Source organism: Amycolatopsis sp. CA-161197 (assembly GCF_050942255.1).
In the GTDB taxonomy this organism is placed as follows: Bacteria; Actinomycetota; Actinomycetes; order Mycobacteriales; family Pseudonocardiaceae; genus Amycolatopsis.
Window position 1 is genome coordinate 1,820,860 of sequence record NZ_CP192059.1, and the last position, 26,426, is coordinate 1,847,285.

General features: G+C 70.3%; 25 protein-coding genes. 11 read left to right on the forward strand and 14 right to left on the reverse strand.

Annotation, left to right across the window (positions count from 1 at the left end):
* Positions 1-22 precede the first annotated feature (22 nt).
* The 3 genes from ACQPXB_RS08870 to ACQPXB_RS08880 are packed head-to-tail and all read left to right on the forward strand — an operon-like array spanning position 23 to position 2,323.
* On the forward strand, positions 23-688 hold the full coding sequence (locus ACQPXB_RS08870; protein WP_432850768.1) for a hypothetical protein: 666 nt from the start codon (positions 23-25) through the stop codon (positions 686-688).
* Positions 685-1,002, forward strand: a complete 318-nt coding sequence (locus ACQPXB_RS08875; protein WP_432850770.1) for a transcriptional regulator — start codon at positions 685-687, stop codon at positions 1,000-1,002. The genes ACQPXB_RS08870 and ACQPXB_RS08875 overlap by 4 nt, the downstream gene beginning before the upstream one ends.
* 1 nt (position 1,003) lies before the next feature.
* On the forward strand, positions 1,004-2,323 hold the full coding sequence (locus ACQPXB_RS08880) for a DNA polymerase IV (RefSeq protein ID WP_432850772.1): 1,320 nt from the start codon (positions 1,004-1,006) through the stop codon (positions 2,321-2,323).
* A 49-nt stretch (positions 2,324-2,372) separates the two neighbouring features.
* Here the strand turns inward: ACQPXB_RS08880 and ACQPXB_RS08885 are convergent, their stop codons facing one another.
* The 5 genes from ACQPXB_RS08885 to ACQPXB_RS08905 all read right to left on the reverse strand — a co-directional run bounded on the left by ACQPXB_RS08885 (position 2,373) and on the right by ACQPXB_RS08905 (position 7,837).
* Positions 2,373-3,464 carry a glycoside hydrolase family 88 protein gene (locus ACQPXB_RS08885; protein ID WP_432850774.1) on the reverse strand — a complete coding sequence of 364 codons (1,092 nt, stop codon included), beginning with the start codon at positions 3,462-3,464 and terminating at the stop codon, positions 2,373-2,375.
* A gap of 92 nt (positions 3,465-3,556) precedes the next feature.
* Complete coding sequence (locus ACQPXB_RS08890; RefSeq protein WP_366579055.1) at positions 3,557-4,234, reverse strand: FadR/GntR family transcriptional regulator; 678 nt, start codon at positions 4,232-4,234, stop codon at positions 3,557-3,559.
* A 1-nt stretch (position 4,235) separates the two neighbouring features.
* Complete coding sequence (locus ACQPXB_RS08895; RefSeq protein ID WP_366579057.1) at positions 4,236-5,279, reverse strand: ABC transporter permease; 1,044 nt, start codon at positions 5,277-5,279, stop codon at positions 4,236-4,238.
* Entirely contained in the window at positions 5,276-6,811 is a 1,536-nt protein-coding gene (locus ACQPXB_RS08900) for a sugar ABC transporter ATP-binding protein (protein ID WP_366579059.1), read from the reverse strand. The genes ACQPXB_RS08895 and ACQPXB_RS08900 overlap by 4 nt, the downstream gene beginning before the upstream one ends.
* 66 nt (positions 6,812-6,877) lie before the next feature.
* Entirely contained in the window at positions 6,878-7,837 is a 960-nt protein-coding gene (locus ACQPXB_RS08905; protein ID WP_386948830.1) for a substrate-binding domain-containing protein, read from the reverse strand.
* A 411-nt stretch (positions 7,838-8,248) separates the two neighbouring features.
* Here ACQPXB_RS08905 and ACQPXB_RS08910 point away from each other — a divergent pair, with 411 nt between their 5' ends.
* Positions 8,249-9,373 (forward strand): CapA family protein, encoded by a 1,125-nt coding sequence (locus ACQPXB_RS08910; protein ID WP_432850777.1) that lies wholly within the window; start codon positions 8,249-8,251, stop codon positions 9,371-9,373.
* Positions 9,374-9,380: 7 nt separating this feature from the next.
* Here the strand turns inward: ACQPXB_RS08910 and ACQPXB_RS08915 are convergent, their stop codons facing one another.
* The 6 genes from ACQPXB_RS08915 to ACQPXB_RS08940 all read right to left on the reverse strand — a co-directional run bounded on the left by ACQPXB_RS08915 (position 9,381) and on the right by ACQPXB_RS08940 (position 15,129).
* Positions 9,381-10,064 (reverse strand): SDR family oxidoreductase, encoded by a 684-nt coding sequence (locus tag ACQPXB_RS08915; protein ID WP_432850779.1) that lies wholly within the window; start codon positions 10,062-10,064, stop codon positions 9,381-9,383.
* Positions 10,065-10,143: 79 nt separating this feature from the next.
* Complete coding sequence (locus ACQPXB_RS08920; protein ID WP_432850781.1) at positions 10,144-10,605, reverse strand: winged helix-turn-helix transcriptional regulator; 462 nt, start codon at positions 10,603-10,605, stop codon at positions 10,144-10,146.
* Between the two features lie 55 nt (positions 10,606-10,660).
* Positions 10,661-11,029, reverse strand: coding sequence for a hypothetical protein (locus tag ACQPXB_RS08925; RefSeq protein ID WP_432850783.1), 369 nt, complete (start codon positions 11,027-11,029; stop codon positions 10,661-10,663).
* 75 nt (positions 11,030-11,104) lie between these two features.
* Positions 11,105-12,127: a family 2 encapsulin nanocompartment cargo protein polyprenyl transferase gene (locus ACQPXB_RS08930; RefSeq protein ID WP_366579070.1), complete on the reverse strand. Its 1,023-nt coding sequence runs from the start codon at positions 12,125-12,127 to the stop codon at positions 11,105-11,107.
* Positions 12,128-12,155: 28 nt separating this feature from the next.
* A complete protein-coding gene (locus tag ACQPXB_RS08935; protein ID WP_432850785.1) occupies positions 12,156-13,535 on the reverse strand; it encodes a family 2B encapsulin nanocompartment shell protein in 1,380 nt (459 codons plus the stop codon).
* A 181-nt stretch (positions 13,536-13,716) separates the two neighbouring features.
* A complete protein-coding gene (locus tag ACQPXB_RS08940) occupies positions 13,717-15,129 on the reverse strand; it encodes a family 2B encapsulin nanocompartment shell protein (protein WP_432850787.1) in 1,413 nt (470 codons plus the stop codon).
* 517 nt (positions 15,130-15,646) lie between these two features.
* Between ACQPXB_RS08940 and ACQPXB_RS08945 the strand changes: the two genes are divergently transcribed.
* The 3 genes from ACQPXB_RS08945 to ACQPXB_RS08955 all read left to right on the forward strand — a co-directional run bounded on the left by ACQPXB_RS08945 (position 15,647) and on the right by ACQPXB_RS08955 (position 19,345).
* A complete protein-coding gene (locus ACQPXB_RS08945) occupies positions 15,647-16,408 on the forward strand; it encodes a hypothetical protein (RefSeq protein ID WP_366579074.1) in 762 nt (253 codons plus the stop codon).
* Positions 16,409-16,413: 5 nt separating this feature from the next.
* On the forward strand, positions 16,414-17,637 hold the full coding sequence (locus ACQPXB_RS08950) for a DUF6923 family protein (RefSeq protein ID WP_432850790.1): 1,224 nt from the start codon (positions 16,414-16,416) through the stop codon (positions 17,635-17,637).
* 91 nt (positions 17,638-17,728) lie between these two features.
* A complete protein-coding gene (locus tag ACQPXB_RS08955) occupies positions 17,729-19,345 on the forward strand; it encodes an esterase-like activity of phytase family protein (RefSeq protein ID WP_432850791.1) in 1,617 nt (538 codons plus the stop codon).
* A gap of 77 nt (positions 19,346-19,422) precedes the next feature.
* Here ACQPXB_RS08955 and ACQPXB_RS08960 read toward each other — a convergent pair whose 3' ends face one another.
* Positions 19,423-20,445 (reverse strand): autoinducer 2 ABC transporter substrate-binding protein, encoded by a 1,023-nt coding sequence (locus tag ACQPXB_RS08960; protein WP_366579078.1) that lies wholly within the window; start codon positions 20,443-20,445, stop codon positions 19,423-19,425.
* Between the two features lie 168 nt (positions 20,446-20,613).
* Between ACQPXB_RS08960 and ACQPXB_RS08965 the strand changes: the two genes are divergently transcribed.
* The 4 genes from ACQPXB_RS08965 (at position 20,614) to ACQPXB_RS08980 (ending at position 23,623) form a co-directional block, all read left to right on the forward strand.
* Positions 20,614-21,069 carry a hypothetical protein gene (locus tag ACQPXB_RS08965; RefSeq protein WP_432850793.1) on the forward strand — a complete coding sequence of 152 codons (456 nt, stop codon included), beginning with the start codon at positions 20,614-20,616 and terminating at the stop codon, positions 21,067-21,069.
* A 59-nt stretch (positions 21,070-21,128) separates the two neighbouring features.
* On the forward strand, positions 21,129-21,692 hold the full coding sequence (locus ACQPXB_RS08970) for a DUF305 domain-containing protein (protein WP_432850794.1): 564 nt from the start codon (positions 21,129-21,131) through the stop codon (positions 21,690-21,692).
* A 39-nt stretch (positions 21,693-21,731) separates the two neighbouring features.
* Complete coding sequence (locus tag ACQPXB_RS08975) at positions 21,732-22,190, forward strand: DUF4396 domain-containing protein (RefSeq protein ID WP_366579083.1); 459 nt, start codon at positions 21,732-21,734, stop codon at positions 22,188-22,190.
* 200 nt (positions 22,191-22,390) lie between these two features.
* Positions 22,391-23,623 carry a glycoside hydrolase family 88 protein gene (locus ACQPXB_RS08980; protein ID WP_432850796.1) on the forward strand — a complete coding sequence of 411 codons (1,233 nt, stop codon included), beginning with the start codon at positions 22,391-22,393 and terminating at the stop codon, positions 23,621-23,623.
* 63 nt (positions 23,624-23,686) lie between these two features.
* On the opposite strand, the gene ACQPXB_RS08985 is transcribed toward ACQPXB_RS08980, so the two are convergent.
* Both ACQPXB_RS08985 and ACQPXB_RS08990 read right to left on the reverse strand, forming a co-directional pair.
* Positions 23,687-25,090 carry an FAD-binding oxidoreductase gene (locus ACQPXB_RS08985; protein ID WP_366579087.1) on the reverse strand — a complete coding sequence of 468 codons (1,404 nt, stop codon included), beginning with the start codon at positions 25,088-25,090 and terminating at the stop codon, positions 23,687-23,689.
* A gap of 54 nt (positions 25,091-25,144) precedes the next feature.
* Positions 25,145-26,314 (reverse strand): hypothetical protein, encoded by a 1,170-nt coding sequence (locus tag ACQPXB_RS08990; protein ID WP_432850798.1) that lies wholly within the window; start codon positions 26,312-26,314, stop codon positions 25,145-25,147.
* Positions 26,315-26,426 lie beyond the last annotated feature (112 nt).

A 26,426-nucleotide genomic window follows, 5' to 3' on the forward strand; every position in this document is an offset into this window, starting at 1 on the left:
CACGGTGGGAGGGCGAAACAAGGTGGATGACGACGAAGAGCAGCCGATGTCGGCCGCCGAGTCGCTGAACCTCATCGCCCGGCAGAACGAGCGGACGCGCCGGGAGCTGGGGGCCAGCCCGGCGCGTCTGCTCGGCGTCTGGGCCTTCACGTGGCTGGTCGGCTGGGGCCTGGTGTACCTGTCCGACGACAGTCACGCGAGGCCGCTCATGCCCGGGTGGGTCGCGGCGATCGTGGTCGGGGTGCTGTTCGTGGCGGCCATCGCGTACTCCGCCTACTACGGCGGCCGCATCAGCCGGGGCATCCGCGGCCCGTCTCGGCGCACCGGCGCGATGTACGGCTGGAGCTGGATGATCTCGTTCGCCGCGCTGTCGCTGATCAACATCAGCATCATGAACAAGGGCGCGCTCGACCCGCACACGATTTCCCTGCTGTGGTCGGGCTCCTCACTGCTGCTCACCGGCATGCTCTACCTCGCCGGCGGGATGTTGTGGCAGGACAAGCTGCAGTACGGCTTCGGGGTGTGGATCATCGTGTCGGGTGGCGCGAGCGTGCTCGTCGGTGTTCCGGGCAACTTCCTCGTGCTGTGCCTGGCCGGCGGCGGCGGGTTCCTCGTCGCGGCGCTCGTGTACTTCGTGCGTGACCTGCGTTGCCGGCCCGCGCGCACGGGCGGGCGGGCCGGCACGTGACGGAGGCGAGCCTGCCGGAGCTCGACCCGGTGATCCACGCCCAGGCCAGGCTGCGCGTCACGGTCGCGCTCGCCGGGCTGCACCAGGGCGACCAGATCACCTTCCCGCGGCTGCAGCAGCTCCTCGACATGACGGCCGGCAACCTCTCCACGCACCTGCGCAAGCTCGAAGACGCCGAGTACGTGGAGATCACCAAGGCCTACGAGCACCGCACGCCCGTCACGCTCGTGAAGCTGACCGCCAAGGGCCGCGCGGCGTTCGAGTCCTACACGACGGCGTTGCACCGGCTGCTGGACGCCACCGGCGGGAGCTGACGTGACCCGCTGGGTCGTCCACCTCGACCTGGACGCCTTCTACGCCTCGGTCGAGCAGCTCACGCGCCCGACGCTGCGGGGCCGAGCTGTCGTGGTCGGCGGGACCGGGCCGCGTGGGGTCGTCGCCGGGGCGAGTTACGAATCGCGGGTGTACGGCGCGCGGTCGGCGATGCCGATGTCGCAGGCGCGCCGGTTGCTGCCGCCGGGGGCGGTGATCCTGCCGCCGAGGTTCCGGTTGTACGAGACGTTGAGCAAGCAGGTCTTCGACATCGTCGCCGACGTCGCACCGGTGCTGGAGCGGATTTCGCTGGACGAGGCGTTCGCGGAGCCGCCTTCGCTGGCCGGCGCGTCGGTGGCGGAGGTGACGCGGTTCGCGGAGGACCTGCGGGCGCGGATTCGGGCGGAAACCGGGCTCACGGCCTCGATCGGGGCGGGCACGGGCAAACAGGTCGCGAAGATCGGCTCGGACCGCGCCAAACCCGACGGCCTGCTCGTGGTTCCGCCGGGCACCGAACGGGAGTTCCTGGCGCCGTTGCCGGTGCGGGCGCTGTGGGGGATCGGGCCCGTGGCGGAGGCGAAGCTGCGAACGATCGGGGTGCTGACGCTGGGCGAGCTGGCGGCGTTGTCGGAGCCGGACGCGGTGGCGACGCTGGGCGGGGTCGTCGGCCGGGAGCTGCGCAAGCTGGCCGGCGGCACGGACGACCGGCCCGTGGCCGAACGCGGGGAGGCCAAGCAGGTCAGCGCGGAGACGACGTTCGACGTCGACATCGTGGACCTCACCCGGCTGCGCGCGGAAGTCCGCAAGATCGCGGCGGGCGCGCACTCGCGGCTGGTGAAGGCGGGCCGGGTGGCGCGCACGGTCGTGATCAAGCTGCGGCACACGGACATGAGCACGGTGACCCGCTCGGAGACCACGGCCTCGCCCACCGACGACCTCAACCAGCTCGCCGCCACCGCCGAGCGGTTGCTGCTGGATCCGCAGGAGTTCGGCGGCGTGCGGCTGGTCGGCGTGGCGTTCAGCGGGCTTTCCGTGCCGCACCAAGACGCGTTGTTCACCCTGGCCGTGCCGGGGGCCTCGGCCGAGCCCGTGGTGGCGGTGGTGCCGTCACCGGGTGGGTCGGCCCCGGTGTCGTCGAGCGGCTGGCGCCCGGGCGACGACGTGGTGCACCCGGAGTTCGGCACGGGCTGGGTCCAGGGCGCCGGCCACGGCCGCGTGACCGTGCGCTTCGAGACGCGGACCTCCGGCCCGGGCGTGGCACGCACGTTCGAGCAAACCGACCCCGCCTTGACCCGCGGCGACCCCCAAGACTGTCTCAAGTAGACGGAAGGGCCGCCACGACGAGAGTGGCGGCGCTTCACGTTTCCTCGGTTCAGCTGGCGGGCGGCAGCGCGCACCCCGGGGTGAGGTCCGCGACCTGCTGACCGGCCAGGAGGAAGGCCCCGACACCGGCGGCCGAGGTGTCCGTGGCCTTGGCCGAACCGGGTCCGTCGGTCTTCGGCTGGACGTAACCCACGAAGCCGTCGGCGGTCTCCGCCTTGGTGGACAAGGACTTCCACGCGCGGTCGACCACCGGCTCGAACCAGCGGCTGTCGAGGACCCCGGCGTTGACCCCCCACGCGAGGCCGTAGGTGATCAGCGAGGTGCCGCTGCTCTCCGGGCCGCCGAACGGGTTCAGCAGATTGGCGTTCCAGAAGCCGTCCGGCCGCTGCAGCACGCTCAGCGTCGTCGCCATCTTCTTGAACACGCGCAGGTACTCCGGGCGCCGCGGGTCGTTCGCGGGCAGCACCTGCAGCACCTTCGTCAGGGCCGCCAGCGCCCAGCCGTTGCCCTGCGACCAGTACGACGGCGAGTGCGCATCGGTGCGCCACAAGCCGGAGAACTCGTCGAACAGGCTCTTTTCCGTGTGCTGGAACAGCTTCTGCATCGCGGCGAGCGTCGGCTCCGAGGAGTCCATCACGCCGATGCGGGCGAACGAGGGCATCGCCATGTTCAGCGCGCTCACGTGGTCCCAGTAGCCCGTGTGCCCGGCCTGCACGCTCGCGACCTCGTCGGCCAGGCGCGAACGCAGGTCGGCCAGGATCGGCGGGTCGGGGTGGAAGTAGGTGTACAGGTCGAGGTACGCCTCGCCGGCGGCCTCGTCTTCGGCCGCGAACGGCTGGCCCGGCGTGGTCGGCAGCAGGTAGTTGTTCGCCTCGCCCCACGGCAGCGTCTGGTGGTTGGACACGCCGGTGGTGCGGACCACGGCGAGGTTGCCCACGTGGAACGTCGCGTTCTGCCAGTCGGCCGGCGCGAGGTTCGTCCCGTGGGCGACCCAGTAGTCACCGGCCTTCACCATCGCGTCGGCCACGGCGCACTGCGCGGCCGGCGCCGCCGGTGCCGCACTCGCCACGGCCGGCGCCAGCCCACCGGCCGTCACCGCCGCCGCGAGCACGGCGAAACCGCGGATTCCCGGGAAATGCATGGGTGCGTCCTCCTCAAGCAGCTCATGGCGGCGGAGGCCATCGTGATCGGTGGCCGGTCGATCACGGACTATGGTGTGGACCACTGGGCGTGTCAAGGTGCCGGTGAGTGGTACGCCGCAACGGTTTCCAGCAGCCGGCGCGTCGCGTTCTCGGCTCCGTCGGCGTTCTTCGCGAGCACCGTGGTGAGCACGCGCGAATGCGCCACGAGCGTGCCCGCCGTCGGCTCGGGCGCGGCGCGCAGGGCGGCGACGACCGGCACTTGCAGCTGGGTGAGCAACGCGTTGCCCGCGGCCCGCACCAGCGCGGCGTGGAACAGCGTGTCGGCCTCGGTGAACGCCCCGGTGTCCTCGCGTTCCACGGCGTCGGTCATCAGCCCGTACGCCGCCGCCAGCGCGGAGAGCTCGTCCGGCGCGCGGTGCCGCGCCGCCAGCCGCGCGGCCTGTGGCTCCACGAGGTGGCGCAGCTCCATCAGGTCGTGCAGCTGCCGAATCGAATCCGGCCCGCGGACCCGCCAGCCGATCACGTCGGGGTCGATCGCGTCCCACGATTCCGGCGGCTGCGGCCACGTGCCGACGCGCGGCCGCGCCGCCACGAGCCCCTTCGACTCCAGGACCCGCAAGGCCTCCCGGACCACCGTCCGGGAGGCCTTGAACCGGCGCCCGATGTCCTCGGGCACGATCGGCTCGCCGGTGGGCAGCGCCCCTTCGACGATCAGCCGGCCCAGCGCGTCGACGATGCGGGCGTGCAGGCCGGCCCCGTCGGCACCCACGTCAGGCGGGCAGACCGACGCGGCGCTCCCCGCTGCGCAGCTGCTGCAGCACGACGGCGACCACGAGCAGCGCGCCGTGGGCCACGTTCTGCCAGAACTGGTTGATGCCCAGGCCCGACATGCCGTTGTCGAGCACACCGAGGATGAACACCGCCAGCACCGTGGAGACGATGGATCCCTTGCCACCCTTGAGCATCGTGCCGCCGAGCGCCGCGCCCGTGACGGCCTGCAGCTCCAAGCCCTCGGACCCGGACGTCGGCTGACCCGAGCCCGTGCGGGCGGTGATCAGCACACCCGCGATGGCCGCGACCACGCCGACGAGCGCGTAGACGCCGATGATGTAGCGGTTGATGTTGATGCCCGCCAGGCGCGCGGCCGTGTCGTTGCCGCCGATGGCGAACACGTTGCGGCCGATGTCGGTGTACTTCAGCAGGAAGTGCAGCACCGCCGCGACGATCAGGAACACCCACACCAGCGTCGGCAGCCCGAGCACGCTGCCCTTGGCCAGGAAGATGAACAGGTCGTCGGCGCCGGTGTAGCCCTGGGCCTTGCCGTCGGACACGACCTGCGCGATGCCCTTGTACGTGGCGAGCGTGGCCAGGGTGGCGACGACCGGGTTCACGCGGCCGAAGATGATGATCAGGCCGTTGACCAGACCACACGCGATCCCGGTGCCGACCGCGGCGAGGATGCCGACGATCGAGCTGCCGGTGGACGTGAACGCCATCGCCGAGATCACCGACGCGAGCCCGGCCATCGAGCCGACCGAGATGTCGAGCGCGCCGAGGATGATCACCAGCGTCTGCACCAGCGACAGCAGGCCCATGATGGTGATCGCGCTGCCGATGAGCAGCAGGTTGTTGGTGCGGAAGAAGTTGTCGTTCAGCGTCGAGAGCAGCACGACGAGCACCACGAGCGTGATGATCAGGCTGCTGTTCTGCACGCCGATGCCGTTGAGCACCTTGCGCGCGGTGGACACGCGGTGCGGGTCGGGGTGTTCGGTCGGCTGCTCCTGCGCGGGGCTGGGCCGGGTCGGGGTGCTCACGCCCCCACCTCCTGGATGTCTTCGGCGGCCGGCTCCGTCGCCGGGATGGCCAGGGTCAGTACGGCTTCTTCGGTCGCTTCGTCGCGGTTCAGCTGGCCCGCGACGTGCCCGGCGCGCATCACGACGATGCGGTCGGCCAGCGAGAGGACTTCAGGCAGGTCGGACGAGATCACCAGCAGAGCGATGCCTTCGGCGGCGAGACCGTCGATGATGCGGTAGATCTCGGCTTTCGCGCCGACGTCGACGCCACGGGTGGGCTCGTCGAGGATCAGCAGCTGGGGCCGGCGGGCGAGCCAGCGCGCGAGCACGGCCTTCTGCTGGTTGCCGCCCGAAAGCTTGCGCACCTCCTGCTCCATCGACGGCGTGCGCACGCGCAGCTCGCGGATGTACTCCGCCACGAGCTCGCGCTCCTTCGCCCGCCGGATCACGCGGAAGCGGCGCAGGCGGTCGAGCACGGCGATGGAGACGTTGTCGCGCACGGAACGCTGCATCAGCAACGCGTCGGTCTTGCGTTCCTCGGGCGCGAAGCCGATGCCCGCCTTCACCGCGTCGCCGGGCGTGCGGGCCTTGAACGGTTTCCCGTCGAGTTCCAGCTTTCCCGACCGCACGGGCAGGTCGCCGACGATCGCGCGCGCCAGCTCGGAACGTCCGGCGCCGACCAGCCCGGCCAGGCACACGACCTCACCGGCGCGGACCTCGAACGAGACGTCGGTGACGTCGTCGGTGGTCACGCCCTCCAGCCGCAGCACGACCTCGCCGGTCTCGGCGGTCTCGCGCCGCTCCAGCGCCGAGAGGTCGCGGCCGATCATCATGCGCACCAGCTGGTTCTCGTCGGACTCCGCCGCCTGCTGCACGCCGACGAGCTTGCCGTCGCGCAGCACGGCCACGCGGTCGGCGAGCTGGAAGATCTCCTTCATGCGGTGTGACACGTAGACCACGGCCACGCCGGAGTCGCGCAGGCGGCGGATGAGCCGGAACAGCGCGTCGACCTCGTGCTCCGAGAGCGATGAGGTGGGCTCGTCGAAGGCGATGACGCGCGGCGGGGTGGCTGCGGTGAGCACGCGCAGGATCTCGACGAGCTGGCGCTGCGCGGCCGAGAGCTTGCTACCGGGCGTGGCCGGGTCGAGCACGCCTTCGAAGCCGTACTCGACGAGCGCTTCGTGCGTGCGCTGGTTGAGCGTGCGGCGGCTGAACACGCGGGCGCGCGAGGGCAGCTCGCCCACGAACACGTTCTCCGCCACCGAGACGTGCGGGATGATCTCCGGTTCCTGGTAGATCACGCGCACGCCCGCGGCCATCGCGGCGCGCGGGTTGTCGAACACCACCGGCTCGCCGTCGACCCGCAGCGTGCCGTCGCTGGGCTCGTGGTCGCCCGAGAGCACACGCAACAGCGTCGACTTGCCGGCGCCGTTCTCGCCCATGAGCGCGAGCACCTCGCCGGAGTGGAACTCCAGCGTCACGTCGTCGAGCGCGGTGACGCCGGAGAAGCGCTTGCCGATGCCCTCGGCGATGAGCGCCGTGGAACTGGCCATGGTGAGCCTTCCTTCACGGGGGAGCCCGGGAGTGTCGCGTGTGGACACCCCCGGGCCGTGGTCGGGTCAGGTGCAGTTGACGCCGGCCGCCTTGAAGGTGTCCTTGTTCACCATCTGGGTCTTGGCGATGGTCTCGAGCGGGAGGTCCTTGCCGTTCTTGACCTTGTCGACGAGGACCTGGATCGCGGTGCGGCCCACCTCGGCGCCCGAGATGTAGAGCGAGGACTTGTTGCCGGTGTCCTTGCCCGCGGCCCAGTCCTTGCAGTCGAGGTAGGCGCCGAGGCCCACGCCGATGATGTTGTTCGCGGCGACGCCCGAGTTGGCGAGCGCGGTGACGACCCCGGTCTCGTTCTCGTCGTTGCAGCCCCACACGACCCAGTGCTTCACGCCGGGGTTGGAGCTGATCACGGCGCCGGAGCGGTTCTGGGCGTCGACGGGGGAGTTGTCGGTGCCCACGTCGATCACGTCGACCTGCGCGCCGGCGTCCTTCTCGAACGCGGCCTTGGCGCCGTTGACGCGGTCGGTGCAGACTGTGAGGTCCTGCTTGTAGGCGCTGATCACCTTGGTGTCGGCGGCGGACCAGCCGGCGGCCTTGAACAGCTTCGCGGCCTCCTGGCCGACCGAGGTGCCCATCTGCGTGCCGTTGAAGCCGACGAACGGGGCGGCCTTGCCGGTGCCGTCCTTGATCACGTCGTCGGAGGAGATCAGCGGGATGCCGGCGGACTTCGCCTTGTCGATGACCTCCGGGCCGATGGCCTGGTCGGGCACCACGATGGCGACGCCGTTGGCCCCCTGCGCGACCGCGGCGTCGAGCTCGGTGATGGCCTTGTTGGCGTCCTGGCCGAGGTTGACGACCTTGAGGTCGACACCCAGCTCCTTGGCCTTCTCCTGGGCGCCCTGCGCCTGCTCCACGAAGTACTGCTGATCACCCTGCTTCTGCAGGTAGTAGAGCGTGATCTTGCCGTTCGTCGGCGCCTGCTGCGCGGGCGCGGCGGTGTCCTTGCCGGAGGAGCATCCGGCCAACACTGCACCGGCAATCAAACAACAACCAACAACGCTCCAGGTACGTGACCTGTGCGGGTATGTGGACATCGAGTGCTCCCATGGGGGCCGAGGACGACTGTTGCGTGGGCGTGAACTCCGCGTAACTCGTATTACAAGACACTGGATCGGGTGACGTCAACCACAGGTTCTGCCGCAGTTAGCGGATGGATACCTACGGAGAGTGATTTTCCTACTGGTGGTTGGGCGCTAATTATCGTATTTTTTCCCGGCTGACCAGGGTTTGTTGCTCCGCCCTGATCGTGCTGCTATTTCGGTTGCTGGTGGGTTTTCTTGTTGACTTGGGTTCGATTACGGTCCGTCATGGCGGGCGTTGCGTCTTGTCCGGTCGACATGCGGCAGGATGTCGACGGCAGCTGGACAAAGGGGGCGAACATGACGCACATCCGCCGCTCGATCCTCGGGTGGGCCGGTGCCGTGCTGGTGCTGGCGGGGTGCAGCGGGGCACCGCAGGCCGCGTTGCCGGCTCCTTCGGCGCCCGCCGGCTTGCCTTCTTCGGCCGCGCCGACGTCGTTCACGGTCGTGGCGACGGGCGACGTGCTGATCCACCCCGCGCTCACCGACCAGGCCGAGGCCGATGGCGGCGGGCAGATCGACTACCGCCAGATCCTCGCGGGCGTCAAGCCGCTCGTGTCCGGGGCCGACCTGGCCATCTGCCACCTAGAGACGCCACTCGCGCCCGAGGGCGGGCCGTACACCGGGTACCCGTCGTTCAGCGCGCCGCCGCAGATCGCCGACGCCATCAAGGACACCGGCTACGACACCTGCTCCACGGCTTCGAACCACACGCTGGACAAGGGCGCGGCCGGCATCACGCGGACGTTGGACAAGCTGGACGAGGTGGGCCTCAAGCACACGGGCTCCGCGCGCTCGGAGGCCGAGGCTTCGCAGCCGCTGATCCTCGACGTCCACGGCGTGAAGGTGGCGCAACTGTCGTTCGCCTTCGGCTTCAACGGCATCAAGGTCCCCGCCGGCAAACCCTGGCTGGCCAACGAAATCGACGCCGACGACATCCTCGCGGCCGCCCACGCCGCCCGCGCGGCCGGCGCCGAGGTCGTGATCGCCAGCCTGCACTGGGGGATCGAGTACCAGCACTCGGTGACAGACGACCAGGCTTCGCTGGCCCGCAAGCTGCTGGCCTCCCCCGACGTCGACCTGATCGTCGGGCACCACGCCCACGTGGTCCAGCCGTTTGAAAAGGTCGAAGGCAAGTGGGTCGCCTACGGCCTCGGCAACGAGATCGCCCGCCACGACGACCCGCGCGGCTCCACCGAAGAAGGCACGGCCGCCCGCTTCACCTTCACGCAGACGGACGGCCACTGGGCCGTGTCCAAGGCGGAGTACCTCCCGACGCTGATCGACCTCGGCCCGCCGATCCGCCTGCGCGACTTGACCTCCGCTCCGCCCACCCCACGCGGCACGGAGGCGCTGGCGAATACCGACGAGGTGGTCCTGTCGCGCGGTGCCGGCGACGACGGCTTGACTCGGCCGGGTAAGTAGCCGGTCCTCAGTCGAGAGGCTGGGAAAGGGTGGCCTTGAGGCGGCGCGCCGCGTCGTCGGCCAGGACCTCGACGCGGTCGTCCAGCAACGCCTGCATGGTCTTCGCCGCGACCTGCGCCGGCTCGATCTTCGGGGCGTCCAGCCACGCGGCGCCGTCGGTGTCCACGTACCCGGCGTGCGCGCCCACCACCAGCGTGCCCTGGTCGCGCAGACCTTCGCGCAGCGCGTCGGTCAGCGACCACTGGGCCGCCTTGGACGCCGAGTAGGCGGCGGTTCTCGCGTTGCCCTTCCAAGACGCCACGGAGAGCATGTTGACCAGCGCGCCGCCGCCGTTGCGGGCGAGGACGGGCGCGAACGCCCGCGAGACCGCCCAGGTGCCGAAGAAGTTGACCTCCAGAACCTGCCGGGCGGTGTCCAGTGAGCCGGCAAGCAGTTCGCCGACGTTGCCGAGGATGCCGGCATTGTTGATCACGATCGTGGCGTCGCCCGCCGCGGCCGCGGCGGCCGCGATGTCCTCGGCGCTGGTGACGTCCAGGCGCAGCGGCGTCAGGTCGGGGTCGGTGACCGTCGCCGGGTCTCGTGCACCCGCGTAGACCTTCGCGGCGCCGTGCTCGACGAGCGCGCGGGCGAAGGCGTGGCCGATGCCGCGGTTGGCTCCGGTGACCAGCGCGACAGATCCTTTGATGTCCATGGTGGCTCCCTTCCGGGCGCCACACTATCACTCTGAATACAGATTTAGTACTCAGGCGATGAGAGCTCGCCCAGGGGACTCACCGCGCGAGGATCTCCACGTCGTCGACGGGCACCTCGACCCCGTCCTCGTCGACGAACGCCACTCGCACGGCCTTTCCCGTCGTCTTCGACCGCCGTACGGCCGAAGGCCCGGCCGGCCGCGGCCGGTGCACGTCACCCCACTGCTGCAGCCCGAGGAGCACGACCCGCAGCTCCCTCCCGGCCTCGGTGAGGTGGTAACTCTGCCGCGGACGCGCCCCGATTTCCTGGTACGGCGCGGTTTCCACGACCCCGGCGGCGGTCAGCGTGCGCAGTCGCGCGCTGAGCAGATTGGGGCCGATGCCCAGTGACTCGCGCAGCTCGCTGAACCGCGTCTGGCCGCGGAAGAGCTGGCGCAGGATCAGGAAGGTCCACCGTTCGCCGAGCACTTCCAGGCTTCGCTCGATGGAGCAGGCGGGGTCGTCGGTCAGCTCCTCGGTGGCATTTTGCAGTAGTGCCATAGTGGGCAGAATATCACTTCGCAACCCAGCCGGAGCGAAACGTCGGCGCTTTCGGTCACGCTCGCTCTGCTTCTTCCGGCCGCACGCCGAGGTGGTACCCGAACCGGTTCTCGAGGTCGCCGGGCTGTTCAGGGTCGTCCGGTTGACGAGGGTCTTGGCCGCGGCGATGGGCTGCCGGCCGAACGACGCGATGCGCCTCGCGAGGGCGTCGACGTACTCGTCGAGTTCGGCGTCGGGCACGGCTCGGTTGACGTAGCCGACCACGGATCTTCGCGATGCTGATCACGGGCGACGTGGTGATCCGGGTGGTGATGTCGAGCCCCGTGGGCAGCCCGGTGGGCCCTCGGGCGCGAGCGACTTCGGTCGACGCGCCGCTCATGGCGAAGTGCGCGAGGAAGAAGTCTTCGACATCGCTGTCGAACACCGCGGCGACGCGCAGGAACGGCGTGCTCGTGCCTCGGGGGAGTGGCACGAGCACGCCGGGGCGGGCCGCCGCCGGTCAGTGGTCGCGGCGGGTGATGTGGTGGGCCAGCAAGGTCAGTTCCGCCGCGGGGCGCGGGGCGGGCGCCGTGGCGGCCAGGGACGACAAAGCCGAAGCCAGCAACCGCTCGGCTTCCGCGGAGCTCCACGAACGTCCGCCCGCCGACTCGACCAAGACCGCGGCCCGGGCCAGTTCGGCCGGGGACAGCGGCGCCTCCTGCCGGTACAGCTCCGCCAGCTCCCCGGCGGCCGCCGTCTCCGAAGCGAGGGCCGCCACGACCGGCAGGGACTTCTTCCGGTTCTGCAGGTCCGAGTACACCGGTTTCCCCGTCACGGCCGGGTCGCCCCAGATGCCGAGGAGGTCGTCGACGTGTTGGAAGGCCAGGCCGAGGGAGCGGCCGAAGGCGCCGAGTTCCGAGACGTGCGTGCCGCGGCCGCCGACGACCAGGACGCCCAGGGTGCAGGCGGCGCCGAGCAAGGCGCCCGTCTTGCCTTCGGCCATGCGGATGCACGAGGCCCGGTCGACCGACGCCCGTCGTTCGAAGGCGAGGTCCTCGTTCTGGCCGTGGAGCAGGTCCAGCACCGCCGTGCTCAGGACGCGAGCAGCGGCGGGGCCGTCCGTGGCCAGGACGTCGAAGGCCAACGTCAGCAACGCGTCCCCCGCGAGGATGGCGGGGCTGGTGCCGAACACGGTCCACGCGGTCGCCCGGTGGCGGCGGGTCTCGTCGCCGTCCATGACGTCGTCGTGGAGCAGCGAGAAGTTGTGCACCAGCTCCACCGCCACCGCGGCGGCGATCGCGTCGGCCGGATCGCCGCCCGCGGCCTCCGCGGACAGCAGCACCAGCGCCGGCCGCAGGGCTTTGCCGGCCGGGACGGCCGACGCGGCGCCCGACGCGTCCCACCAGCCGAAGTGGTAGCCGGCGATGCGGCGCATCGAGTCGGGCAGCCGGTCGACCGCCGCGCGCATCGCCGGCTCCCACAGGTCCCGGCTCCACGCCAGCACCTCCGGCACCGTCCGCGCCCGGGCGTCCACTGTGGTCATACATCCCCTCCGAACGGAAAAACGAAGCTCAGCGCCCGATCTCGACGTCGTCGAGCACTCCCAGCGCGTCTGGCACCAGCACCGCGGCCGAGTGGTACGCACTGACCAGGTACGAAGTCACGGCCCGGTCGCTGATGCCCATGAACCGCACGTTCAGCCCCGGCTGGTACTCGTCCGGCAACGCCGCCGGCCGCAGCCCGATCACACCCGCGTCCTCCTCGCCGGTGCGCATGACGAGGATCGACGTGGTGCCCTGCGGCGAGATCGGGATCTTGTCGCACGGCAGCAGCGGCACCCCGCGCCACGTCGTCACCCGGCGCCCGTCGAGCACCGCGTTCGCCGGGTACAGGCCCCGCGCCGTGCACTCGCGCCCGAACGCGGCGATCGCCTTGGGGTGCGCCAGGAACAACCGCGACTTGCGCCGCCGGCACAGCAGCTCGTCGAGGTCGTCGGGCGTCGGCGGGCCGCTGCGTGTGGTCACGCGCTGGCCGAGGTCCGCGTTGTGCAACAGCCCGAAGTCCGTGCTGTTCACCAGCTCGTGCTCCTGCCGCTCCCGCAACGCCTCCACGGTCAGCCGCAGCTGCTGCTCCAGCTGGTTCATCGGCTGGTTGTACAGATCGGTCACGCGGTTGTGCGTGCGCAGGATCGTCTGCGCCACCGCGAGCTCGTACTCCCGCGGCGCCGGGTCGTAGTCGACGTAGGTACCCGGCAGCGCGACCTCGCCGTCGTGCCCGGCGGACAGGTCGATGCTCGCCTCGCCTGCCTTGTTGTGCTCGCGCCGCGGGCCGGCCAGCACCTCGGCGATGTGCGCGCGCAGGCTTTCGGCGCGCCCGTTGAGCCGCTCGAACGCCTCCGCCGGCAGCGCCAGCACGATGCAGCGAGTGGCCGCGCGAGCGGTGAACTTCCAGTCACCCGCCGAACCGCCCAGCAGCTCGCCGCCGAAGTGGTCGCCGGCGGTGAGGGTGCCGAGGTTCGCCTCCTCGCCGTACGAACCGGGTGCGGTGCGCGAAACCTTGCCGAACGCCACCAGCACCACCGAGTCGAGCGGCGAACCCGCCGTCACGATGGTCTCACCCGGCTCGTACTCGCGCTGTTCGAAGCGCTCGGCCAGCGCGGACAGCGCGTCGGCGTCGGCGAAGCCGCGCAGCAGCGGCAGTTCCGCCAGCTCCGCGGGGACCACCTGCACCCGCGCGCCGGTGTTGAAGAAGCTCACCCGGCCGTCGCCGACGGTGTAGGTCAGCCGGCGGTTCACGCGGTACGAACCGGCCGGCACCTCCACCCACGGCAGCTGCGACAGCAGCCACCGCGGGGTGATGCCGCGCATCTGCGGCAGCGACTTGGTGGTGGTGGCCAGGGTCCGGGCCGCGCGCGTGGAAAGGGAAAGCGGCGGCTCTTCGGTCACGGTCATGCGGTTCCTCGCTTGGTGGGCTCAGCTTCGGGAGGTCTCTGGGACGCGGGCCTCGGCACGATCCGCAGCGCGCTCGTGCCCAGGCCCGTCGGCCCGAACGCCGACGGGGGCAGTGGCGCCGACCCGGGCCGCACGGGGGCGGCCTCGGGCGGGCGCGGCGGGGTGGCGGGCGGGGCCATGCTCAGTCACCGCGCCCGATCTCGGCGTTCTCCAGCACGGCCAGCGCGTCGGGCACCAGCACGGCGGCGGAGTAGTAGGCGCTGACCAGGTACGACATGATCGCCTGCTCACTGATGCCCATGAACCGCACGTTCAGGCCCGGCTGGTACTCGTCGGGCAGCCCGGTCTGGTGCAGACCGACGACACCCTGCGACTGCTCTCCGGTGCGCAGGAGCAGCACGGAGCTGGTGCGCGTGTCGGTGACCGGAATCTTGTTGCACGGCAACACGGGCACGCCGCGCCACGCCGGCACCTGGTGCCCGCCGAGGTCCACGGCGTCGGGGTACACGCCGCGCCGGCTGCACTCGCGGCCGAACGCCGCGATCGTCTTCGGGTGCGCCAGGAAGACCGCGGGATCCTTCCACACCAGGGAAAGCAGGTCGTCGAAGTCGTCCGGCGTCGGCGGGCCGGTGCGGGTCGACACGCGCTGGGAGTAGTCCGCGTTGTGCAGCAGACCGAAGTCGCGGTTGTTGACCAGCTCGTGCTCCTGCCGCTCGCGCAGGGCCTCGACCGTGAGCCGCAGCTGCTGCTCGATCTGGTTCATCGGCTGGTTGTAGAGGTCGGCGACGCGGCTGTGCACACGCAGCACGGTCTGCGCCACGCTCAGCTCGTACTCGCGCGGCGAGCTGTCGTAGTCCACGAACGTGCCGGGCAGCTGTGGTTCGCCGTCGTGCCCGGACGCGACGTCGATCACCGCCTCGCCGTGGTCGTTGGCCGGCCCGGCCGAACCGGCGGCGACGGCGTCGAGGTGCTCGCGCAGCGCGTCGGAGCGGTCGAGCACGCCCTGGAACTCGCTGCGGGACAGGGAAAGTACGGTGCACGCGGTCACGGCCTTCGCCGTGTACTCCCAGATCCCGTCGGCGTTGGTGAGCACGGCATCGCCGAAGTAGTCGCCGTCGGCCAGTGTGCCGAGCACCGTCTGGTCGCCGTACGCGCCGGTGCCGAGTTTGCTGATCTTGCCGTGCGCCACGAGGAAGATCTGGTCGGCCTGGTGGCCGAACTCCACGAGCGCGTCGCCGGGGGAGTACTCGTGCTGCACGAACCGGCCGGCCAGCTCGATGAGCACCTCTTCGTCGTCGAAACCGCGCAGCGCCGGCAGTTCACCCAGCTCCGGCGGGATCACGCGGACCTCGGCGCCGGTGGTGGTGAACGTGACGCGGCCGTCGCCCACCGCGTAGCTCAGCCGGCGGTTCACGCGGTACGCGCCGCCCGAAACCTCCACCCACGGCAGCACCTTGAGCAGCCACCGCGTGGTGATGCCCTGCATCTGCGGAACGGACTTGGTCGTCGTCGCGAGCGTGCGGGCCGCGGCCCGGCCCAGGCTCAGTTGCGGTTGTTCCTGATTCGCGGAGTCCACGGGGTCCGTGACGGTCACAGCGAAAACCACCTATCGTCGGATTTCGGACGTGTGAGAAAGTTTCCAGCACGAATTAGAGTTCGTTATCCTGCTGCAATTCATTCGGGTCGGCACCGCGGAATCAACATAGCAAGCCGGCCTCGCCCGACAATCCCACGATCGGGTAACCGGGCCGGTTCACCTGTTTGCCAGAACGGGTAATCGGACATTCCAGTTGCTGTTGTAGGCGCGCCAGTTTCAGACGATCTTGATCGGTACCGCGTTCGTCACCCTCGGTCGACAGGACTCACCCGGACGGGAAGTTCGACCGAAGATCGCCGGTGTACCCCAGGTGAACGGGCATATCCAGAGCAGGTGTTCCAACTTTCAACTGCTCCGTTCCAGTGATCATCGGGCGCGTCGCAGGGCCACTCGAATGAACCGAACTGTCGCTTCTTGTCGCCTGGGAATCAGATGACTAACTTGAGCGGGCCCACTTCCGGGAATTCGCCGAACAATGGTGGATCCAGTGGGCTTCGAGTGTGAAAGGGGTCAGATGAGCGTCTACCTGACCGGGATCTTCTGGGTGGTCGGAGCGGCTGTCGTCGGCGGCGGTATCGGCTATCTGGTGAGGCGGTTCGGCTGGGATGAAGGTCGTCGTGACAACAACGATGCGGCCGGTCAGGTGTTCACCATTGTCGGCGGGCTCCACGCGGTTCTGGTGGCGTTCGTGCTGATCTCGCTCTTCGACGCCGTGGGCACCGCGCGCGACGGTTCCTACACGGAGGCCGACAGCCTCGTTTCCATGACCTGGGCCGCCGAAGCGCTGCCCGGTGACACCGGCCAACGCGTGCAACAGCTGGCCACCGCGTACGCCACTACCGTGCAGCGCCAGGAATGGCCGCGCCTGGCCGACGGCGGCACGATCCCGGACACCGGCTGGACGCAGCTCGACCAGATGCGCCGCACCATCGCCGGCGCGCAGGCGACCGACGACTGGGAGAACGACCGCAAGACCGAGGCCGCCAACGACCTGTGGCAGGTCTACCAGGCCCGGCAGGCGCGCCTCACCGACGCCGCCACGAGCGGGGTCGGCTCCGTGGTGTGGTTCGCGTTGATCCTCGGCAGCCTGATTTCCGTGCTGCTGCCCAACCTCTTCGGCGGCACGCGCATGGCGGCGCACCTCGTGATCGTGTCGACGCTGGCCGGCACGATCGCGTTGCTGCTCTACGCGATCTTCCAGCTGCAGAACCCGTTCGCCGGCGGCGCGAGCATCCAGCCCGACGCGTTCAGCTCGGCACTGGCGCGACTGGGCTGACCGCGGTGCGCATTCCCCGTTTCCTCCCGGTGGTGGCCGCCGCGGCCGCCGTGTCGGCGCTGCTCGTGGCGTCGGGGTGGCTCGAACCACCCGGCCGGACCCACCCGGCCGCGCCGGCGACGTGCCCGGTTCTCCAGGTGGAGAGCCAGAACTCGCACTCGTCGTCGTTTGTCCGGCTTACGTTGCCGACCGGGCAGCGGCAGTCGCTCGGCAACCCCGGCTACACGATCAACGCGATGGCCTACTCCGCCTCGCAGGGCGTGGTCTACGGCGTGGCCGACGGTCCGACCTCGGGCCACTTCCACGACGGCGCCCACGCGGTGCGGATCGACGCAGCGGGCCACGTGACCGACCTCGGCGGGGTGTTCCGCGCCGGCGCGCGCCACGGCATCTGGAGCTGGGCGACGGGTTCCACGGGCGGCGCCATGGCCGGCAACTCGTGGTACCTGCTGCACGCCAACAGTCTGTACACAGTGGACGTCGACCCGGCCAGTCCCCACTACCTCGACGTGGTCGCGCACCAGGTCCTTCGGCCCGTCGTCCTGTCCGCCGGCGTCGACGACTTCGCCTACAACTCGGCGGACGGCTTGCTCTACGGTGTCTCGGTCACGGCAGCGGGCCACGGCTCGGTGGTCACGATCAACCCGCGCGACGGCCGCGTCGCGATCGTGCCGGGCCTGAAGTTCCCGCTCGCCACGGCGTACGGCTCGGTCGTGTTCGGACCGGACGGTGCCCTCTACGCGACGGCGAACCGCATCGGCCACCGAAGCGTGACCTACCGGCTGCCGCGCGATGGTTCCGGCGGGGCGCAGGAGATCAGCACCGGACCCGAGCTCTACACCTCCGACGCGGCCGGGTGCCTCGCCGGGGCAACCGCGCCGCCTCCGCCACCCCCACCGCCTCCGCCGCCCGCGCGAGTGGATCCCCCACCGTCGTCGGACTCGGTGAAACCTTCGCAGACGGCGGAAGAACCACCACCACCTCCACCACCGGCGCTCGCGGAACAGTCGCCGGCAGTGCCCCCGCCGCCGAACGCGACTTCGCCCGCCCCGATCGTCGCCTCGACCTCGGTCGCGCCGCCGACGAAGTTCCGTCCTGTCGCGACTCCGCAACCGGCGGTGGCCGACGCCGGCCACCGCGTGGAGAAACAACGCAGGTGGAGCGTCGCCGTGCTGGTGCTCGTGATCGGCGGCGGAGCGGCGGCCGCGCATGTGAGACGAGGCCGTTAACGCGGGCGTCGCCTCGAAGACGGCGGTTGTCCAACTCCGTTAACCAGACTCCTCCTCCGGCGTCGTGTGACGCCGGAGGAGGAGAAAACGGATGAAGCGCGTGAGAATCGGGGTCGCCGCGGGGATCCTCGCCCTGCCGCTGCTGGCCACCGGCACGGCGTCGGCGCACGGAGGCGGAGGGCACGCCGAGTTCGCCGCCCGCGACGACCACTACGGGACCCGAGCCGGCCGGTCGCTGCAGGTCCACGGCGACGGCGTACTCGGCAACGACAGCCGCGGCGGCGCGAGCGGCGCCATCGTGCGCCACACCGCGCCGGCACACGGATCCCTGACCCTCGACCCCAGCGGGTCGTTCAGCTACACGCCCGCGCCGGGCTTCCACGGTCGCGACACCTTCACGTACTCCGTGTCGGACGCGGTGCAGCTCTACCCGACCTCCCTGCCGCCGCTGGCGACCATCGGCGGCGTGAAGCTCACCGGTGGTGCCTACGGTTCCGCGCTCACGCCGGTGCCGGGCTCGCGCGACGAGTTCTACGGCCTCACCGACCGCGGCCCGAACGTCGACGCGCCGGACGGGGCCAAGGTGGAGCCGCTGCCCGCGTTCGACCCGGCCATCGGCAAGTTCCGCCTCAAGGACGGCAAGGCCGTGCTCGAGAAGCGGATCCCGTTGCGCGCCAAGGACGGTTCGCCGTACAACGGGCAGGTCAGCACGGCCGCCGACACCGGCGAGACGATCGTGGGCCTCGACGGGAAGCCGTTGCCGGCCACTCCCAACGGCTACGACTCCGAGGGTCTCGTCGCCGAACGCGACGGCACGTTCTGGGTGTCCGATGAGTACGGTCCCTTCATCACGCACTTCCGCGCCGACGGCCGCGCGATCGAGCGGCTCTCGCCGTTCGACGGCTCGCTGCCTCAGGAGCTGAAGTACCGCGTGCCCAACAAGGGCATGGAAGGCCTCGCGCTCACGCCGGACGGCAAGACGCTCGTGGGCATCATGCAGTCGGCCCTGCAGCAGCCGGACCTCACGAAGAAGCCCGGCAACGTGACCACCCTGCGGATCGTCACGGTCGACCTGCGCACGCGCGCGACGCACGAGTACCTGTACCTGCTGCAGGACCCGGACGACACGGGCACGGCGGTCAGCGAGATCACCGCGCTGTCGTCGACGAAGTTCCTCGTGGACGAACGCGACGGCAACTTCGAACCCGGTGCGTTCAAGAAGATCTACGAGATCGACCTGCGCGGCGCGACCGACGTCGGGCCGAAGGCGAAGGTGGCCGGTGCCGCCTACGACTCCGCCAAGGGCGGGCTGCTCGTGGGCGACAAGCAGTCGAGCATCGACGCCTACGTCGGCAAGGACACCACCGAGGAGGCCACTGCGGATCTCGCCAAGGTGGGGATCACGCCGGTGGCGAAGAAGCTGTACGTGGACCTCGGTGCGCTGGTGACCGGGTTCGACCCGACCGGCGGCTTTTTCGGCCACGACAAGGTGGAGGGCGTCGCGACCACCGACGGCGGCCGCACCCTCGTGGTCAGCAACGACAACGACTTCGGCATCGACGGCCTTTCGAACACTGCGCCGCCGTACGCGCTCCACGCCAAGATCCTGCCCAACGGCCGGCAGGACGACGGGGAGTACTTGAAGATCGACACGACGAAGCTGCCCGCCCGCGTCACCACGGCCACGGTCACCATCGACGTGCGCTGAGTTCCCGTTTCACCGCAAGGCACTGCTCGTCGCAACGCACTGCACGGCCGGGGCTCCCGCTGCGGGGGTCCCGGCCGTCAGTATTTGAACTGGTCCACGTTGTCCTGCGTGATCAGCAGTGGGTCGCCGAGCAGCATGGTCTTCGAGCGCCCGTCGTACTTCACCGCGGGCAGTTCGAGGCTCACGTTGTTGCTGGGGCCGAACGAACGGCCCTGCACCAGCTGCTCCGCCGCCCACGCGGTGAGGTAACCCAGCGATTCGACGTTCCACAGCACCGACATCGAGCAGGAACCGTCGAGCAGGTACGGCTTCATCGTCTGCGGGGTGCCCGTGCCGACGGTGTAGACGCGGCCGATCTTCTGCTGGTCCCGCACCGCCTGCGCGACGCCCGGCGCCGACGTGGTGCACTCGCCGATCAGGCCCGTCAGATCGGGGTGGCGGTCGAGGACCTGCTTCGCGAGCTCGGTCGCGGTTGTCGTGTCCTCACCGGCGTAGACGGTCTCCACCAGCTGCGCCTTCGGGTATCGCTCGGCCGCGTAGGTCTGCTCGACGGAGATCCACGCGTTGAGGTTCGCCGCGGTCCGCCCGCACGAGACGATGGCGAACTTGCCGCTGCCGCCCGTTTTCGCCATGAGCGAGTCGACGAGCGCGGTGCCGACGCCCTCGGGGGAGGCCTGGTTCACGAACACCTCGCGCTGCGATTGCGGTGCGTCGGTGTCGGTGGTGAGCACGTGGACGCCCTTGGCGCGGGCGTCGGCGATCGCGGGCGCGAGGGCCGCGGGGTCGTTGGGCGCCACGGCGATCACGTCGACGTGCTGGTTCACGAGGTCGTGCAGGATGGCGGTCTGGGCCGCCGGGTCGACCGTCGCGGGGCCGCGCGTGATCCACTGCGCGCCGAGCTGTTCGGCGGCTTCCCGGCCGCCCGCGTTCATGGCGTCGAAGTACGCGATGCCCGCGACCTTCGGCACGAAGGCGATCCGGACCGAAGTCCGGTCGTCGGCCGCCGACGTCCTGAGTGCCGACGAACAGCTGCCGAGTCCCACCACCGCCGTGAGCAGCAGCGCGACGCCCAGCACGAGCGTCTTGGTCGGCCTTCGCATCCCACCAGTCCTTCGGTTTCACGGTCTGCGCACCGCCGGCGACCTGGAGTGAACGTAAGGGAGCGTGTTCACGGTGGTCAACCGGTCGTGTGCAAAGGGTTACGGAAGTGAGTTCAACGGTGATCTTGGGTATATACCCGTTTGGGGTATGTGGTTAGACTGCTCCCGATGACTCGACCGCTGCGCGGGTTCCCGCTTCCGGCCCCGGCGCGCTGGCTGTTGCTCGGCGCGCTGGTCTTCGGTGTGCTCGCGATGCACCACGTCCCGGCGCCGCACGGTGGCGGGATGGGCGGGATGCCGGCGGTGTCCGTCGCGCATTCGCCGATGGACGCGCCCGTGGTGGTGACAGACCCGGTGGCGGTGGTGCCGGTGCCGGTGATGTCGACGTCCGGGGATCCGATTGCCGCTCCGCCCGCGAGCGACGGTGGCCACGCGCTGCTGCACCTGTGCCTCGCGGTGCTGCTGGCCGCGGCGGGGCTGCTGCTCGTATTGGCCTGGCTGCGCCGGCGTCGTGAGCGTGCGGTGCCCGGTTCGGTCGAAGGCGGGACCGGCGGGTTCGCCCGGGCGCCGCCTTCGCGAACGGGCCGGGACCTCCTCACCGCCTCCTGCGTACTGCGGATCTGATCGGGCACGCGCTCCATCGTGTCCGAACTCCGTCGTACCCAGTGAGGAAAGAAAACGTCATGAATCGCAAGTTCCTGGCGGGCATCGTGGCGCCCGCGATCGCCGCCGTGCTCGTCGGCTGCTCGTCGCAACCGGCCACCCCGCCCGCTGACCACAACGCCGCGGACGTCACGTTCGCGCAGGACATGGTCCCGCACCACCGCCAGGCCGTGGAGATGTCCGTGCCGGTGCCGCAGCACACCGGCGACCAGCGCGTGGTCAAGCTGGCCCAGCAGATCCAGCAGGCCCAGCAGCCCGAGATCGACCAGCTCACGGCGTGGCTGAAGGCCTGGGGCGCGCCGGCGCCTTCGACGATGGGCGGCACGGACCACGGCCGGATGTCCGGGATGGACCACGGCCGGATGCCCGGCATGGTCGACACCGCGGGTCTCGACCAGCTGCGTGACGCGGCCTACGACCGCAAGTGGCTCGAGCTGATGATCCAGCACCACTCCGGTGCCGTCGCGATGGCGCGCACCGAGCTGACCCAGGGGAGCAGTGCGGACGCGAAGGCCATGGCCCAGCGGATCGTCGACACCCAGGAGGCCGAGATCACCACGATGAAGTCGCTCCTCGGCGGCTGAGCGCAGGTTGAGATACCCTAAGGGGGTATAGTGGAGGACATGACTGACCACCAGCACGGCGCGTCCTGGTCCACCGCGATCCAGGCGACGCTGCACTGCCTCACCGGCTGTGCCATCGGTGAGGTGCTCGGCATGGTTCTCGGTACCGCGTTCGGGCTGCACAACGCGGCCACCGTGGTGCTGTCTATCGTGCTCGCGTTCGTCTTCGGCTACGGCCTGACGATGCGCGGAGTCCTGAAGTCGGGCCTGGCCTTCTCGGCGGCGTTCAAGGTCGCGCTGGCCGCCGACACCGTGTCGATCGCGGTGATGGAGATCGTCGACAACCTCGTGATCGTCGTGGTCCCGGGCGCGATGGACGCGGGCCTGGCGACGGCGCTGTTCTGGCTGTCGCTGCTGTTCTCGCTCGTCGTCGCCTTCGTGATCACGGTGCCGGTCAACAAGTGGATGATCGGCCGGGGCAAGGGGCACGCGGTGGTCCACGCGCACCACCACCACTGAGTGGTCCGGACCGGGGTGAGCCCGTGGTTCACTCCGGTCCGGAGCGTGGAATAGCGAGTTCACATCCATGAACAATTCACAACCGTGAAAGCACGCTTTGGCGGGTGTACAACCACATGACCGTCATGTAAAACTCAGGCGGCCTTCTCGTGAGGCATTTCCCCACTGGTGTTTCCACGACTGTGAAATGGCGGGCAATCGTGAGTGTTTCCCGGCGTACCCTGCTGACCACCGCGGCCGGTGCCGCCGTGGCGGTGACCGCGACCAGCACCGTTGCGGCGGCGGCCGAGCAAGGGGTGTCCGACATCGCGAGCCAGGAGAAGGTGTTCCGCTCAGCGGCAGACTACGCGGTGCAGAAGCTGCGCGCGGTCGCGCCGGGTGTCACCTCGTTTCCCACCGGGACCAAGTTCGAGAAATGGGCCTTTTCGCAGAATGGTGACTGGGTCGGCGGATTCTGGCCCGGCACGCTCTGGATGGCATACCTGCACACCGGTGACGAACAATTCCGCACGCTCGCACTCGCATCGGCCGACAAACTCGCGCCGCGCCAGAACGACACCAGCACGCACGACCTCGGATTCCTGTTCTACCCGTCGTGGGTCACCGCGTGGCGCATCACCGGCGACGACAAGTGGCGCGCCGGCGCGATCCAGGCGGCCTCGTCGCTGATCAAGCGCTACAACGCCAAGGGCCACTTCATCCGGGCCTGGGGTTCGCTGACCGACCCGAAGGACGCGGGCCGGATCATCATGGACACGATCATGAACCTCGACCTGCTCGACTTCGCGACCAAGCAGACCGGCGACAGCCAGTACCTCGACATCGCCGTCGAGCACGCGAAGACGGCGCAGCGCGTGTTCCTGCGCCCCGACGGCTCCACGCCCCACGTGTTCGACTTCGACCCGGCCACCGGCGCCGAGATCGGCCCCAACACCGTGCAGGGCTACAGCCCGGCTTCCTGCTGGTCACGCGGGCAGTCGTGGGGCATCTACGGATTCACCACGATGTACCGCCGCACCGGAGACCGCTCGTTCCTCACCACCGCACGGCGGCTCGCCGACTTCGCGCTGAAGGCCCTGACCCCGGACAACGTGCCGGTCTGGGACTACACCGCGCCGCAGGCGCCGAACGACATCAAGGACGCGTCCGCCGGCGTCGTGATGGCGTGCGGCCTCATCGACCTCGCCGCGGCCGCGGGCCGGCCCGACTACCGTGCGGCCGGCCTGCGCCTGCTGGAGGCGACTTCCCGCACCTGCCTCACGACGAAGTCGACCCGCGCCGACGCCGTGGTGGCCCGCTGCACGCGCAACCGCCCGGCCGAGGACGGGATCGAGATCTCGTTGCCGTACGCGGACTACTACCTCCTCGAAGGCATCCTGCGCGTGCTGAAGCCCCGCGAGCTCGACAAGGCGATCGACCTGTCCGGGCACTGAGTTCCCGAACGAGGTGCCGGCCGCCGTGTCCGCCGGCGGCCGGCACCTCGGCCCGGTTGTCGTTCAGACGGCCACGGCGGGCCGGATGTTGGCGCCCAGGTGGAAGACGTTGCCGGGGTCGTACTTCGCCTTGATCAGCGCCAGGCGGTCGTACTTTTCGGCGCCGTAGGCCGCGCGTACGCGGTTCTCGTCGTACTCCGTCATGAAGTTGACGTAGCCGCTGGCGCTCGACGCGAACGGCGTGAGTGCGGTCCAGAACTCGCGCACCCACGCGCGGTCCGCCTCGAACTCCTGCGGGTCGGCCGTGGTCGCCGCGAGGTTCACGGCGATCTTGGGCGTGCGCGTGCCGCCGAACGCCGTCGCGTCCTCGGCCACGTTGCAGAAGGCCTCGCGCAGCAGGAACATCGGCGTGATCGACAGCGGCGACGACTTGCGCGGCAGGTACTCGGCGATCACGTCGAGCACCTCGTCGCTCAGTTCGTCGACGTACAGCCCCTTCTCGTACGCCAGCATCCCGCGCGGAGCCGCGTCGTCGAGCATCTGCTGCAGCCCGACGTAGGGGATCGGTGCGACCAGCTCGAACGCGGCCGGCAGGCCGCGCCGGACCTGCGCGACCACCTCGGCGTGCTGTTCCGGCCCCTCGAACCCGGCGATGACGAGCGCGTACCCGGGCGCGAAGTGCGCTTGGGGCGGCACGAAATCGGCCGGCGGCGCGTTGAGGCCGACCAGCATGGCGCCCGTCGTCGGCGGCAGCGTCGTGAGGGTGTCGCGGATGAAGCGCAGCGCCTCGCGGCCCTGGGCGAGCGGCCAGAAGAACAGGCCCAGCTCGATGATCGGGCCGACCGGGTGCGCGCGGAACTCGAACGCCGTCACCACGCCGAAGTTGCCGGCCCCGCCGCGCAGGGCCCAGAACAGGTCGGCATTCTCGTCCGCCGACACGTGCAGCGGGGTGCCGTCGGCCGTGACGACCTCGGCCGAGATCAGGTTGTCGACGCTGAGGCCGTGGCGCGCGGTCAGCCAGCCGACGCCGCCGCCGAGCGTGAGGCCGCCGACGCCGGTGTCGCTGATCGTGCCGCCCGGCACCGCCAGCCCCTCCTGCTGGCCCGCCGCGTCGAGCTCGGCCCACGTGGTGCCACCACCGCAGCGGATGGTGGAGGAGTGCGTGTCCACGGTGATCGAGCGCAAGGCGCTCAGGTCGATCACCAGGCCGTCGTCGCACACCGAGAACCCGCCGAAGCTGTGCCCGCCGCCGCGCACGCTCACCGGCAGCCCGTGCTCGCGGGCGAACGCCAGCGCCGTCGAGACGTCCGCGGTGCCGGCCACCTGCGCGATCACGGCCGGGTGCCGGTCGATCTGGCCGTTCCAGACCTTTCGCGCCTCGTCGTAGCCGTCGTCGGCCGCGGTGAAGACGGTTCCCGCGAACCCCCGCCGCAACGGGGTCACGTCCTTCGTGTCGAGTGTGGTCATGCTGCCCCCTCAGGCTTGGCGAATTGTCCAGTATTGGTCGCCTGTCGTCGCAGCTCAAGGGCATATCGGCGCGACGGGACCGGCGGCGCCGGGTTTCACGTACGTGTCCGAGACGTACAGATCCGGGCCCACGCGGTCCCAGATCGCGCTGGTGCCGAGGGCGCCGCTCACGGACTCGCCGGTCACCGAGCACTCGATCGGCACACGCGCGTACGGCGCGGCGACGCCCTTAATCGCCGCTGACGTGCTGGGGCTTTCGCGTAGATTCAGCGGCGCGCCGGCGGTGGTGATCACGCCGGCGGGGCCGCCGGTGCCCGTCCAGAGGTAGGTCACGTCCACCCACGAGCTGCCCGTGAGCCCGAGGCCGTCCCAGAAGACGCCGTCGGCGAGATCGATGCCCGCCGGGTTTTTCACCGCGCGCCCGCGGGAGTCCTTGCCGCCGTTGAAGCCGTCCTGGAACGCGGCCTGCGCTTCGGGCGTGCCCTGCGGCAGCGTGGGGAAGGTGGCGCGCTGATCTGACGGGTTCCAGTAGTCGTCGTGGGTGTTCCAGGGGCCGACCTCCCACACCGGCGCGAACTCGCAGCGCGTGCCGTCGGTGCGGCAGACCTTCGCCGTGTACGAGCCGGTTCCCTTGGGGGACACCGATTTCGTGGACGGGAACGACACGAAGTGGTCGCTCTTGGCGATGATGTGCCCGTTGGACGTCTTGCCGCCGACGAGGCCTTCGCGCGTCGCGTAGATCCGGTAGGTGAGCGGTTCGGTGACCACCGCGGCCCGCGCGGTGCCGCCCGACGCGGTGAGCGTCACCGCGCGCACGGTCGGTCGCACGCCGTCGGCCGTGCCGGACAGCGAGATCCGGGCCTGGACCACCTGAACGGCGAACGGGAACTCCCGGCCCGCCGGGGTCCACTCCGTCCAGTCGCCGGCGGCATCGCGGCCCCGCACGTCGACCTCCACGGCGGTGCCGGCCGGGACGTCGTCCACCACCCGCGCGGTCACCCGGCCCACCGAGGACCCCAGGCGGCGCGCGGCCGTGACGAGAACGCCGGAACTCCGCGCGGTGACCGGGTTCCACGCGGACTCGGCCAGCGTCAGGAAATCCGAAACCGAGGACACGTTCACGTCGTCACCGTCCACCGTGGACAGGTCCACCCGCCACGACCCGGCCGCGGCGGCCGGTGTCACGGGAACCACCGCGAGCACCGCGGCGAAAACCACGGTCACCCGCCGAACCAGACCTCTTCGGACCATTCCCGCTCCTCCACGACAAAGGGGTCCTGCCGAGACGTCATCCTCGTCTCGGCAGGACCCCTTGCCGCGCAAGCAAGCCCGCGCG